This window comes from Thermococcus barophilus MP, from assembly GCF_000151105.2.
In the GTDB taxonomy this organism is placed as follows: Archaea; Methanobacteriota_B; Thermococci; order Thermococcales; family Thermococcaceae; genus Thermococcus_B; species Thermococcus_B barophilus.
This window is the reverse complement of the sequence record NC_014804.1, coordinates 1,238,705-1,251,342: the sequence shown is the minus strand read 5'-3', so window position 1 is coordinate 1,251,342 and position 12,638 is coordinate 1,238,705. Positions and strand designations below refer to the sequence as shown.

Genomic DNA, 12,638 nt, shown 5'->3' with positions numbered 1-12,638 from the left:
TCTATATTCCTTTTCTTTTGGACCCCTGTAAACTGTGAAAGGACTAAGCAGGCAGGGAGCAATAACTACAAGTGTGTTCAAAAATTCAAGGATTTTCTTAACTTCTTTTCTTAAATCCCCCAAAGTTCCTTCATTCGCAATCACAAAATCTGCCAGGTCTTTAAGCTTGCTCGTATGGTAAAGCCTCTCCTCTTCATCATCCATCCTTTTGAAGTCATCAAAGCTGTTAATAGCCTTGTCTTTTTCTGCTTTCCTTCTCACAAGTCTTTCGTATCTAAGCTCGGGTTTTGCCTCAACGTAAATAATGGCACCTCCTCTACGCTTTATAGCTCCAATTTCCCCTCTTGAGCGGACGCCATCAATGACAACATCTTTGCAATGCCTCATTTTATCCAAAGCCAGTCTGATTAAAATGTCCTCCCCATAGGTTTCCTTTAGGTACCTCCCATATTCAATCAGCTTATCTCTTGTTGGCTCGGCTTTCTGTGGAAGTTCGGGAATCTGGGAGTAAGCATCAACATTATGGGTCAGCAAATCTATAAGGGGATCGCTACATGAAATTCTGCAGAAGCCGTTTTCCTCAAGAAACTTCGCAATTGTGGTTTTTCCGGCTGCTATCTTCCCAACGACACCGATAATCATATTATCACCCCGGATTATCTTCTCCATCCTCTCCAAATTAAATTTGCACCATCGGTTGACTCCATGAGGCCCTCATAAACATAGCTGACTACAAAGTCAATTAATGCCCTTTTATCAAGAATCACGGGCTTTTCAAAGCCAAAGAAGTACTTCGCCTCAAAGAACCCCATGTGCAAAAATCGGAGCGGATTTAAAAGTGCAATGTTTTCTTTAAACTTCAAATCAAAGGGAAAGTCAGAAATTATAATCCTCAAACCTCTCTCCTTTGCAATCTCTATTAGCTTGTCTTCATCCGGAAACAGGACTTCTCTCGGTGAGCCTTCAATCGCTTCATACTCCCATTTCGGAAAAGCGTATTTGATCCCGACTTTTACAGGGGTTAATCCGACTTTTTTGGCAAAGCCAACCATTGCTTTAGCGTTGAAGCTTAAGAAAACCAGAGCTTCCCCATTATTCTTAAGCTCTGGCCATTTCCTTGGGGGAAAGTTAAGTTCAGCTTCAAGTATAGGATTTAAAAACTCCAAATGTGTGCCCTTAATCCTCTCAATATTCTCCCTAACTTTTTTTCTCTTAATCAGCAGATCAAGTTTGGAATATACGGTAACCTGTTTTACCCCGAGCTCTTCCTTGAGCTTCCCAATCACAAAGCTGTTTCCTATGATTGCACTTTTGTCGCTCCTGTCCCTCGCTATAATGAACAGCTTATCCCCTTCGCTGTCATAGATGACATCATCAATAAAAAAGGGAACGTTCTCAAAGCCGTGCTTTTCTCTAATTTCTCTAACTTTTTCTGCAATGAGTTCTTTTGTGAACATCAAATCACCCTGTATGGCTCCATGCACTCGTAAATCTCCTTTGCTATTTTCAGGGCTTCTTCCTTGTCATCGGTATCTTTTACAATGACTTTTCCGCTTGGGAATACACTTATATCGTACTTTTTCTTAACTAAAGCTAAGAACCGTGTGACCCTCTTAATTTGAAAACCTCTTTCAGCTAAGCACTCACAGAGTTCTTCCATATCGATGTCGTATTTTTCCTCTGGGGTTATGTTTATGGCTTTCATGCTTGTACATGGTCTTGCAATGAGCATAAGAATCACCGAATAAAGTTGGAATGTCAGGATAAAAAAGTTTGCGCTAAATGAAAAATCAGAGGAGAGAAGCTAACGCAAGCTTTTAACGAGCTCTTCCATGACGCCTAAGAACGTTTCAACCTCTTCAATGCTGTTGTAGACATGGAATGAAGCTCTCACCGTCCCGTTTATTCCCAGGCGCTTCATCACCGGCAGGGCACAGTGGTGTCCAGAGCGGACCATTATGTTGTGCTCATCCAGTATGGCAGCGACATCATGTGGATGCAAGGGTGGCACATTGAAGCTAACAACTCCAGCGTGTTTTTTCAAGTTTCTCGGCCCATACCATGGAATTTCAAGCTCTGTTAAACCTTCAGTAGTTCTTTTAACGAGCTTGTGCTCCTGTTTTTCAATTTTATCGAGCCCGATCTTTTCAATGTACTTAATTCCTGCCGCTAATCCTATTGCTCCGCCGATGTTTGGAGTCCCTGCTTCGTATCTCTCTGGGGGAGCCGTAAGCTTGTAGCAGCAGAGGTCAACGTCTTCAATGGTTCCCCCTCCTACAAGTGGTGGATCAAAGATATCAAACATCTCCTCATTAATGTACAGAACTCCAATGCCTGTTGGTCCCAACGGACCTTTATGTCCAGAGAAAGCCAAGAAATCTGCGTGAATTTTTCTTACATCAACTTCCATGTGTCCAACGCTTTGTGCCGCGTCCACAACAAATATCGCTCCCTCTTCTTTTGCCATCTTGCCGATTTCCTCAACCTCATGGATAACTCCTAAGGCATTAGAAACATGCTGAACTGCAACGAGCTTTGCACCTTTAATCTTTTTTTCTGCGTCGCTCAAATCGAGGTTTCCCTCATCATCCCCTTCAATAATCTCAAGCTTTGCTCCGTACTTTCTCGCAACCCTCTGCCATGGAAGCAGGTCGGAGTGGTGCTCGTAGGGTGTTGTCACTATTCTGTCTCCTTTCTTCCATTCCAGTCCAAGGGCAACCAAGTTTAGGCTTTCACTTGTGTTTTTTGTGAAAACTATCTCTTCGAATTTTGCACCAATGAAGTCTGCAACGATTTTTCTTGATTCCTCGTATTTGTGCGTTGCCATTTGAGAAAGCTTGTGAACACCCCTGTGAACGTTCGCCCTGTATTTGAGGTAGTACTCGTCCATAGCTTTGACAACAGGAATTGGGGTCAAACTTGTGGCGGTATTGTCGAAATATATAACTTCCTGTGTAAGGGGAATGTCCTTTCTAACATCTTCTGGAATTCTCATTTCGAACCACCTATGAAAACTCGTTCAAGGGACTATAAAGGATTTGCTTCTCAAATGTGTTCCATTTAATTGTTCTATTTTTGGAACAAAATTTTATAAATTATGGAACAAAACTGGTAATGGTGGTGTGAATGAAATCAAGGGAGATAGCTCTAATCGGAATAATGCTGGCTCTCAGTTTAATGCTAAATGTTTCTCCACTCAAAGTGCCAACTCAGTGGGGAATGACGATAGACTTAGTTGCAATACCAATAGTTGTTGTTTATCTCTTATTGGGCTTTGCAAGTTCCTTGGTATCCTTAGCGTTGCTCTTCATTGGACTCAGCATAGTGTCTCCAGCATCATGGCTCGGTGCCAGCATGAAGTTCTTTGCAACGCTCAGCGTAATCTTAGGTCTTGAGACTGCGAAAAAACTTACAAAATTCAGTCCCGACAGTTATACAGAAAAGCAGCTCATTGCATTTATCGTTTCTGCTTATCTGATCAGCATTGCGATTAGGATACCTCTCATGGTTGGACTGAACTACTATTATGCGCTTCCAATATGGCTCGGCATTCCGAGGGAGCAGGTTATTCCAAAGATTGAAGAGTGGTTCCACATTCCATTTTGGCTTGTGATAGCGATCCCAAATGCAGTTCAAAGTGCCGTGGATATAATTGGAGGAATCTTAATAAGCCTGCCAGTGATTAGAGCGCTACCTCACATTTTGGAGTGATTTTCTCCATTTTTCTGCGTATTCTTTAAATTTTTCATTCTTTGTTTTTTCATAGAGCCATTCCAAAAGCTGGATGTGGAGTTCGTGGTAATTTTTCATAGCTCTGCCATGAATGTTTGAGTACAGGCTCCATCCGTTTTCATCAAAGTCTGGAAGAGCTTTTTCCACAGCTTTTATCCCTTCATCAAAAACCCATTTTGCATAGGTGTCGTTTGTGATTTCCCAATAGTAGTAAACACCCTGGAGGGCTATTATATGCCCATTCAGCACAAGTTCGTTTGAGTTGTAGGCATATTCCAAAATCCAAAGTCCATAGGTTGAATTCACAATAAATCCTCCTTTGCTGTAAGGAATTCTGAATGAGTTCATTAGGAGCTGGGCAGTTCTTAGGTAGCTCTCGTTTTTTGTGATGTTGTAAGCTCTTGCATACAGACCAGCACCTAATCCTTGAGCATAGCCTGAAATCCAGGGAATTGAAGAGTTCTCGAAGTGGAAGTAGTTCTCAAAAACTGCGTATTCTAATCCCTGGTAATTCTTCGTGACTAAATACGACTGAAGTTCCCTTAATATCTCCATGGCATTCTCTTCTTTACCCATCTGGAAATAGACATCGGCCCAGTGAAGTGCTGTAACTGGATAAAGAACTAATCCTCTGAAGTTGTAGTGTACATAGGGCAAGGCACTTTTGAAGCTTGAGTTTGCAAGAAATACGCTATTATACGGTGCGGAGCTTGTAAATGAAACTGCATAGAAGCTTTTGAGCGGCGATAAATAGTGAGAATAGAATTCATTGTTTGCTCTTAGTGTTGCTTTTAAGATTTTATTTCTCTCTGGGGTTAGCTTTATCTTTGAAAACACTAAAAGGGGATAAGAGGCCTCAAAACTTGAGATTAAGTAAAGAGGATTCACGGCGCTGAGAAATGAAATGAAGTTGCCAAGCACAACATTCTCGTTCTCTTGCAGAAGAGCGATAAGCTCTGGATCCTCTGTTTGAGCTGAAATTCGATTTTCTGCATTTTCATATATAGCAAAGAGAGAAGATGTTAGCAGCATAAAGACCAAGATTAAAGCTTTCTCCCTCATTTGCCCACCTAAATCTTTTCTGGTTTCAGACCTCTAATCATGAGGTAGTCGTTCCATTTTCTTGCATATTCAAGGAAGTATTTGTCCCCGGTAACATCATAGAGCCACTTCAAGAGTCTAATATGCAGACGGTGATAGAACTCGCTGGCGTCTCCGTGAATGTTTGAATATCTTGACCATGAGCCTGTATCAAATATAGGGAGTGCATTTCTCACAGCCTGAACACCCCTTTGGAAAAGCAGCCAGGCTTTTTCGTCATGGGTTACCTGCCAGTAATAGTAAAGCCCCTGCAGAGCTATGATGTGTCCATTTAGAACAAGCTCGTTTGAGTTGTAGTTGTATTCAAGGTACCAGTCTCCATACTTTGTATGTGAAACAAAGCCGTTCATTCTTGGAGGCAAATCAAAGGAATTCACCAATCCCTTAGCTATCCTTAAGTAGGTTTCATTGCCCGTCAGGTTGTAAGCGATTGCATAAACCCCGGCACCCATTCCTTGGGCATACCCGGAAACCCATGGGATAGAGGAGTTTTCAAAGTGGAAATAATTCTTGAAGAGCACGTACTCTTTTCCATTGTACTCTCCGTACTGAGCATACCAGCTGAGCTCTTTTAGTATTTGCAGGGCTTTTTCATTCTGTCCTCTCTGAAAGTATATCTCAGCCCAGTGGATGGCTGTTACCGGATAAAGATTGAATCCCCTGCCCGTGTAGTATATAAAAGGCAGGGAAGAATTTAACGAATCCTTCATCCTAAACGTTGAATAATATGGAGAATCATCTGAAAAGACAAGTGCAGAGAAATCTTTTGTTGGAGAAGTGTAGTGAGAGTAGTAGGCGTTATTTGCTTTCAGTTCTGCTAAAAGGATCTTGTACTCGACCTCACTCAGCCTCCTCCATTTTGCAAGCTCTCCAAAAACCCTAACGGCATAAAAGGAGTCTCTATAGCTCTTAAGATATGTTAGATTGCCGGTTCTCTTGTATTCATCCAGCAGTTTGCTCCTTATCCTTTCATTTTCCCTTATCTCTTCTTTCAACTCTCCATAAAATTCTGTTCCTTTGGCTCTCTTCAGAAGAGCTTCCTCTGGTCTTAGAAATACTTCTTCTGGAACATCCCTTCCAATGATCCCAGATTTCTTCTCATCAATCCCAACTCTGAAAGTGTCATCTTCCTTGTAGATTTTTAATGTTATCAAAATTTCATCATAGCTTGTTGCATTGAAAATTGTAGAGAGGAGTTCTTTTACTTTGAAACTCTTTCCGTACCAGTTTATGAGGCTTCCCTTTACTGTGAACACTATGGGGACTTTTCCGTTATCTATTCCAACCCTCCCAACAAAGACTGGAGTGTCCAGCCTGTCAATGGTCACATTACCAACCGTCAGTTCAAATTTTGCAATCTCAAAAATGGCATTTTCTTCCTCGATTTGAACAAAAACCTTGATTGGATAGTTGTGGTTATGGGAATGAAAAGATGTTTCGACGGAGATGCACCCTGAGGAGAGGATCACAATCATCAAGAAGGTAAAAATCCTTACCTGTTTCATACTACTCCCCATAGGAAAAAAGATGAGGGTTAATATAAAGCTTTTGGTAGTTAAAAAGAATAAAAATAGAAGTAAAGCTTAGAGATTTGCCAATATCTCCTCCTCTTCCATAGTCCTCTCGCAGTAGTGACAGCGAACCTTTAGCGGCTCTTTTGATATAACGTAGAACTTTGGAACCACATATTCATGGTTGCTTATGCAGTTCGGGTTTGCACATCTCAGAATCCCGCTTATCTTTTCTGGAACTTCGACGTTAAACTTCTCTGCAACTCTATAATCTCTTATGATGTTTACAGTGGCGGTTGGAGCAATTAGTGCTATTTTGTTAACCTCTTCTTCGCTGAGGTACTTCCCCTCAACTTTTACAATATCTTTTCTCCCAAGCTTTTTGCTGTGGACGTTCATAGCTAAAAGCACTGTTCCACCGTTTAATGCATCTAAATTGAGGATCTCAATAACTTTGAGCCCTTTTCCTGCTGGAATGTGGTCGATTACGGTTCCTTCTTTAATTGCAGAAACCTTAAGCTCGCTCATTCAATCACCCCCAGGGTAAGAGCTAAGAGAGCCATTCTCACTGGAATCCCAGAGAAGACCTGTCTAAAGTAGATGGCATGCTTTGTTGAGTCGACGCTTGGATGTATTTCATCAACCCTTGGAAGTGGATGCATGATCTTCAGCGTTTCCTTGGCTTTCTTTAGAATCTCTAAATCAATGACGTAGCTCCCTTTAACTTTCAGATATTCCTGCTCGTCTGGAAATCTTTCCTTCTGGATTCTTGTTACATAAAGAACATCAAGCTCTCCAATTACGCTTTCTAAGTCGCTTGTTTCGTAAACCTTCACCCCTTTCTCTTTTAGCTCTTCAACTATGTGTCTTGGCATCCTGAGGAGACCTGGGGATATTAAGTAGAGCTCTACATCATAATGACTTAAAGCCTCACTAAGGCTGTGCACAGTTCTTCCATACTTTAAATCACCAAGAAGAGCAATTTTAAGCCCGTCAATCTTCCCAAATTCACGCTTTATTGTGTAGAGGTCAAGTAATGTTTGTGTTGGGTGCTGATTGCTTCCATCACCGGCATTGATAACTGGGATTTCTGCTACTTCAGCCGCCAATCTTGCAGCTCCTTCCTTTGGATGCCTTATTACAATAACATCGCTGTACTGCTCAACTGTTTTGATTGTGTCTCTGAGGCTTTCTCCCTTTTTTACACTGCTTGTTGATGCCTCCGCGAATCCAATAACTGAGCCTCCCAATCGATGCATTGCACTCTCAAAGCTCAATCTCGTTCTTGTTGACGGCTCAAAGAAAAGCGTTGCCAGAATTTTTCCCTTTGCATATTCAAGAGAACCTTTTTCCTTGAGTTCTCTCTCAAGCCTTTCTGCAGTGTTCAACACGTATTCAATGTCTTCCTTAGAAAAATCTCTAATGCTTACGACATCCCGACCTTTCCATCCTTGCATAAAAGCCCTTCTCGTGTAAATTTTTACACTTATTTAAAGCTTTTTTAACACAAATTTGTTTATAACCGTAGGGGATACATTTATAATCCGGTTTTAAAAATCAAAAATGGGGGGAGAGATGAAAACACCGTGTGTCTTTTGGGTTGAAGTAATAATGCCAGTTTTAAGGGCCAAAGTTGCCCAAAAGCTCTATGAAGAGGGACTTACCCAAGCAAAAATAGCCGAGTACTTGGGAATAACTCAAGCCATGGTTAGTAAATATTTGGCGGGGAAATATAAAAAGCTGGAAAAAGATTTGGAGAACAAGCTTGATGAAATTGCAGGGGAAATTGCAAATCTTATACTCTATGGAGCGGATAGAGGTGAGATTATAAAGTTCACATCGAGGAAGTTCTTTGAGCTTTTCCATAGCGGATTTCTCTGCAAATACTATGCAGAATATGCTGGAGTTGAGGAATCCGTTTGCAGGGAGATTTTTATAGCAACACCCTCAAGAAGTGACGTACTGGAAAGACTGAATTTAGCATTAAGTGAACTCTTGCAAGACGAAAAGTTCCTTCAACTGATTCCCGAAATTAGAAGCAACATAGCTTACGCTTTACCAGAACCTAAAGATTTCAGTGATGTGGCAGCAGTTCCTGGGAGGATAACAGTTGTAAAGGGAAAAGCTTTTGCTTTACCACCGGAATTCGGCGTGAGCAGGCATACAGCCAAGATTCTTCTTGAACTCTCAAAGGTTGTCCCGGAGATAAGGAGCGTCATTAATATAAAATTCAATGAGAAAATAGAAGATGCACTCAGAAAAGCGGGATTTAAAGTGGAAAGTATTGAAGAAAAGAAGAGGGACGAAGATAAAACTGTTGAGCTGATAGTCCAGCTTTTTAAAGAAAAAGGAGTCCTGGATGCAGTGATAGACAAGGGGGCTTTTGGAATTGAGCCATGTGTCTATGTCTTCGGAAGGGATCCAATTGAAGTTGTTGAGAAGGTGAAGAAGCTGGAGAGTCACCTATGAGGGGCAAAATCCTCTTTGCATATTTGATTTTTCTCTTCTATGTTAATCTAATGCCCCGGGTTCCTACAGTTCCAATAAGCGGAGGAGATAAAATTGCACACTTCTTGGAATTTCTCATTTTGGGAATTCTGGGATATAATAAAGCTTTTCTTCTTGTGTTGCCTATCGTCCTTGAATACCTCCAGCTATTTGTTCCGGGTAGATGCTTTTCGTACTATGATATGATCGCAAACCTAATAGGCTTTGGAGTTGGAGTTACCGTGGGGTGGTGGTATGAGAGTGGTAAGAAAGGAGCTTTACCTTTCCACAAGGGGAGAAATTGACCTTATTGACATAACACATGAAGTTGAGAGGTTTGTAGAGGAAAGCGGAATAACCAATGGACAAGTCTTAATATTTGTCCCGGGAGCTACAGGTGCAGTTGTAACGATTGAACATGAAAATGGTCTCCTTGAGGACTTTAAAAGGATATTAAAAGAGCTTGTTCCAAGAGGACAGGGCTATAAGCATGATCTGATTGACAACAATGCTCATTCTCATCTGAGGGCTTCTCTGCTTGGGCCGTCCTTGGTTCTGCCAATCATTGATGGTGAACTGATGAGAGGCATCTGGCAGCAGATATTCTTCGTTGAGCTTGATGTAAGACCAAGAAGAAGGAGAATAGTCCTGCAGGCTATTGGAGAATGATCAAATAAATTCTTTAAGTATGGATCTTTATTTTTAATTCATGTCTAAAATAATTTTGTGTTAATTAATAATAGAAAACTTAAAATATTATCTAATCCGATATTTAAATATGCAAATGCGAGATAAAAAACAAACATATCTTGATTTTCTTCCTGAAGCGATGGTTGATGAAATGATTAAACAGTATAGATGTGATGTTTTTTCAAAAGTAGATAGTTATCTAAAAAAGTTACAAAGTTTAAAAAGAGACATTAGGTACTACCTAGATGAGGAAGGCTTATTAAGAAGTAGTGGGGAAATATTAGAATATCGGGGTATTGATCCAACAGTTTGTGGTGTTGATGGAGCATACGCAATTAGCAAGCAAATAGCTTTAGACGTTGTAGGAATAGCAGCAGTAGCTGTAGAAGGATTACCTCCTTATGAAAAGCGGTTATGGGAAAAACCTCATCATATAGCAAAGATTTTTCCTGTAGAACATAAATCCAAGACTTCTACATTAGCAACAGGATTAATGTTTTCATATGAGTTAGAACTTGCAACAAAAGCTCCCCATAATGTAGTCTTTATCGACGGATCATTAACAACTCACTTAATAAAGACAGGAATGTCTTTTTCGATATTGGACAGTGAGGATATACCAAGCACTCTGCGGGATATTTACATCGAAAGGGCAGAGGATACCTTAAAAAACTATCTAAAAGTTGTAACCTCTCCCAAAAGCGACCAAGTATTTGCAGGAGTACCCAAATATAGCAGCAGGAATGAAATCTGTATGCATTTAATTGAGAATTATCCAGAATTATTAAAAGTGATACCCCTCAACACATACAATGATAAAGCGCTTTTGTCTCTTATATTAAAGCCAGAAGAAATTGTTGGTCCAATCAGGCTTCAAAAATACAAAGAGGAAGGGAAATGGCACCTCAGTGGAAAAACTCAAATGGCAAAATTTATTGGACCACATTATGAGGATTATGTAAGTCGTATAATCTCGGCATTAGAAGATCTTTATGTAATTTATTACAAACCTTCCTCATCTCAACCTGCTTTGAGGGTTGAAATACCAAAAAATGTAGCAAAAAATAAAGCTCGTTTGTCACTAGTTATAAAAGCATTGCAAGATCAATCTAAATTCCCAGGAATAATAGAACCATATCCCCTATATCTAGCTGATTTGTTTGTTAAACATCTCGGAGGAGCGTTAAGTGAAATAAAGGATATTGTACTCTCTGATTTAGCAGTCTTGGATCTTGAAATGAATCCTGTTGATGTTCTTTTGGCTATGCATGAATACCGGAGTGTGGGTGGGTATGAATGAAAGTATCAAAGAAAAAATCGAGAGTGGAATCTCTAGAAGTGCCGATTGGATTGGGGTTGTAATATCTCCTTCAACAAATCTTACCTTAAACGTTGAGTTACTTGAAACTGCCTATGAAAAGGGTATCGTTGGAAATCCTTGTGTAATACCGTTCTCTCAAGATGGCTTGCCTACCTATGCTCTAGGACAAATAACTTCAATCCAGTTGAGAAACCCCCACATTGAAAGGCATCCAATTCAAAAGATAATTAGTGTCAGAGGGGAAGCAAATCCATTAACAACAAAACATGATACTAGACAAATAGAAATTGGAATTAGTGCAGTTTATTCTGTTCAAGAAGACAAGGTCATTCCGACAAGAATGGCCTCAGTTCCGCCTACTGGGACAAGGGTTTATTTACTAAGTCAAGAAATTTTAGATGCTCTTATGGAGCCACATAAAGATGAATTGTTTTATGTTGGTAAGATATACAATACTAATATTTACCTACCTATGATATTCAAGCATTTTGGAAAGAGTGATGATGGCCGCGGATTAGGCGAGGCGTATCATATTGGGGTGTTTGGTAAAACTGGTTCAGGAAAATCATACATGGCAAGGATGTTAATTATTGCATATGCTAGACATCCAGAAATGTCAATAGTTGTTCTAGATCCTCAAGGAGAGTTTTCAAAAGAAATTAAGGAGAATGGAATTTTAAGGAAAATTTTACAACAAAAATTAAACCGAAAAGTGGAAGTTTGGCCTATAACAAATATCTCATTAAGTGATCCAGGAACATTTAAGAAGATTTTAATGGTTTCTGGATTTTTACATAAAATGGGAATAAAGTCTCCAGAAAATCAGGAAATAGCAGCGGATTTAATTGTTAGTTATTTACAGAATCCTAAGAATTACGAGAAAAAGAAAAAGGAAAAAATTACATATCATTTATCTCGAACCTCTTTAATACCTACAAGCATTGAAACCGCTCATCATAGGGGAGTTTTTATGAAAGTTATAGAATTTATTCAACTTGAAGACACTCTTAAGAGGATATACGCATCTGAAGATAGACGACGCAGAATAGTTACTGCTATTGAGACACGTTTTGAAGAGCTATATGAAGATTGGAAAAGAATTACATTACTATTTGCCAAGGATGTTGAAAGCAAGTTACCTCTACAACAGCTTATTCAAAAAATAGCATATGAGAAAGTCATTCTGTTTATTGATTTATCTGAACAAGGTGCAGAGGAAATATTTTGGAATGATAAGATACAGAGATTAGTCCTAAATGATATTATCAATGCCCTTAAGCAAGTTGGTAACGAGAAATTTAAACAAGGTGAGCAACTTAACACATTGGTCGTAATTGATGAGGCGCATAGATTTGCTCCAAGAGAACGACAAGAGGAGGAAGAACTTGAGGCACTAAGAATTAACTTTGTAGATGCAGTAAGGACGACAAGAAAATATGGTCTAGGATGGATGTTTATAAGTCAAACAATAGCAAGCCTACATCCAGAATTAATTAATCAAATGAGAGTGTATTTCTTTGGATATGGGCTCTCTTGGGGTTCAGAGCTTAGGACATTAAAAGAAATTGTTGGAGGAGGAATGAATAATAACTATCTAGCTCTGTACCAGTCCTTTAAAGATCCACAAAGTTCTGCAGTGTTGGGAGAAAGAGAATATCCATTTATGGTATTTGGCCCAGTATCTCCCTTATCAGTTTCAGGCGCACCCTTGTTTATAACTGCCCTAAAATACGATAGTGAATTCCTAGTGGCAAATAATTTAAGTATCAAGTAACTTTGGTTAAGATTATACTCAC

General features: G+C 39.7%; 13 protein-coding genes and 1 pseudogene. 6 read left to right on the top strand and 8 right to left on the bottom strand.

The features are described 5' to 3' along the window. Nucleotides 1-78: 78 nt before the first annotated feature. From TERMP_RS11645 to TERMP_RS07130, 4 genes and pseudogenes are all read right to left on the bottom strand, one after another. Nucleotides 79-642 (bottom strand): annotated as a pseudogene (locus tag TERMP_RS11645) (AAA family ATPase); the annotation flags it as partial. Between the two features lie 14 nt (nucleotides 643-656). Further along, entirely contained in the window at nucleotides 657-1,457 is an 801-nt protein-coding gene (locus TERMP_RS07140; protein WP_013467714.1) for a hypothetical protein, read from the bottom strand. After that, on the bottom strand, nucleotides 1,457-1,732 hold the full coding sequence (locus TERMP_RS07135; RefSeq protein ID WP_013467713.1) for a hypothetical protein: 276 nt from the start codon (nucleotides 1,730-1,732) through the stop codon (nucleotides 1,457-1,459). The genes TERMP_RS07140 and TERMP_RS07135 overlap by 1 nt, the downstream gene beginning before the upstream one ends. A gap of 72 nt (nucleotides 1,733-1,804) precedes the next feature. Continuing rightward, nucleotides 1,805-2,995, bottom strand: a complete 1,191-nt coding sequence (locus tag TERMP_RS07130) for a cysteine desulfurase (protein WP_013467712.1) — start codon at nucleotides 2,993-2,995, stop codon at nucleotides 1,805-1,807. 131 nt (nucleotides 2,996-3,126) lie between these two features. On the opposite strand from TERMP_RS07130, the gene TERMP_RS07125 reads away from it, so the two are divergent. Continuing rightward, nucleotides 3,127-3,711: a membrane protein gene (locus tag TERMP_RS07125; protein WP_013467711.1), complete on the top strand. Its 585-nt coding sequence runs from the start codon at nucleotides 3,127-3,129 to the stop codon at nucleotides 3,709-3,711. Here TERMP_RS07125 and TERMP_RS07120 read toward each other — a convergent pair. The 4 genes from TERMP_RS07120 to pyrB form a co-directional block, all read right to left on the bottom strand. After that, nucleotides 3,691-4,794, bottom strand: a complete 1,104-nt coding sequence (locus TERMP_RS07120; RefSeq protein ID WP_013467710.1) for a D-glucuronyl C5-epimerase family protein — start codon at nucleotides 4,792-4,794, stop codon at nucleotides 3,691-3,693. The genes TERMP_RS07125 and TERMP_RS07120 overlap by 21 nt on opposite strands. An 8-nt stretch (nucleotides 4,795-4,802) precedes the next feature. Continuing rightward, nucleotides 4,803-6,350, bottom strand: a complete 1,548-nt coding sequence (locus tag TERMP_RS07115) for a D-glucuronyl C5-epimerase family protein (RefSeq protein ID WP_237702796.1) — start codon at nucleotides 6,348-6,350, stop codon at nucleotides 4,803-4,805. A 66-nt stretch (nucleotides 6,351-6,416) separates the two neighbouring features. Then, nucleotides 6,417-6,872: an aspartate carbamoyltransferase regulatory subunit gene (gene pyrI, locus TERMP_RS07110; protein WP_013467708.1), complete on the bottom strand. Its 456-nt coding sequence runs from the start codon at nucleotides 6,870-6,872 to the stop codon at nucleotides 6,417-6,419. Beyond that, entirely contained in the window at nucleotides 6,869-7,801 is a 933-nt protein-coding gene (gene pyrB / locus TERMP_RS07105) for an aspartate carbamoyltransferase (RefSeq protein WP_013467707.1), read from the bottom strand. Before pyrB ends, pyrI begins: the two co-directional genes overlap by 4 nt. Before the next feature lie 106 nt (nucleotides 7,802-7,907). Here pyrB and TERMP_RS07100 point away from each other — a divergent pair, with 106 nt between their 5' ends. The 5 genes from TERMP_RS07100 to TERMP_RS07080 all read left to right on the top strand — a co-directional run bounded on the left by TERMP_RS07100 (nucleotide 7,908) and on the right by TERMP_RS07080 (nucleotide 12,616). Further along, nucleotides 7,908-8,813, top strand: coding sequence for a thiamine-phosphate synthase family protein (locus TERMP_RS07100; protein ID WP_013467706.1), 906 nt, complete (start codon nucleotides 7,908-7,910; stop codon nucleotides 8,811-8,813). Beyond that, nucleotides 8,810-9,136 carry a VanZ family protein gene (locus tag TERMP_RS07095; RefSeq protein WP_013467705.1) on the top strand — a complete coding sequence of 109 codons (327 nt, stop codon included), beginning with the start codon at nucleotides 8,810-8,812 and terminating at the stop codon, nucleotides 9,134-9,136. Before TERMP_RS07100 ends, TERMP_RS07095 begins: the two co-directional genes overlap by 4 nt. Further along, nucleotides 9,087-9,500: a secondary thiamine-phosphate synthase enzyme YjbQ gene (locus TERMP_RS07090; RefSeq protein WP_048159791.1), complete on the top strand. Its 414-nt coding sequence runs from the start codon at nucleotides 9,087-9,089 to the stop codon at nucleotides 9,498-9,500. The genes TERMP_RS07095 and TERMP_RS07090 overlap by 50 nt, the downstream gene beginning before the upstream one ends. A gap of 109 nt (nucleotides 9,501-9,609) precedes the next feature. Beyond that, entirely contained in the window at nucleotides 9,610-10,821 is a 1,212-nt protein-coding gene (locus TERMP_RS07085; RefSeq protein WP_048159790.1) for a DNA double-strand break repair nuclease NurA, read from the top strand. After that, nucleotides 10,814-12,616 (top strand): ATP-binding protein, encoded by a 1,803-nt coding sequence (locus TERMP_RS07080; RefSeq protein ID WP_013467702.1) that lies wholly within the window; start codon nucleotides 10,814-10,816, stop codon nucleotides 12,614-12,616. Before TERMP_RS07085 ends, TERMP_RS07080 begins: the two co-directional genes overlap by 8 nt. Nucleotides 12,617-12,638: the final 22 nt, after the last annotated feature.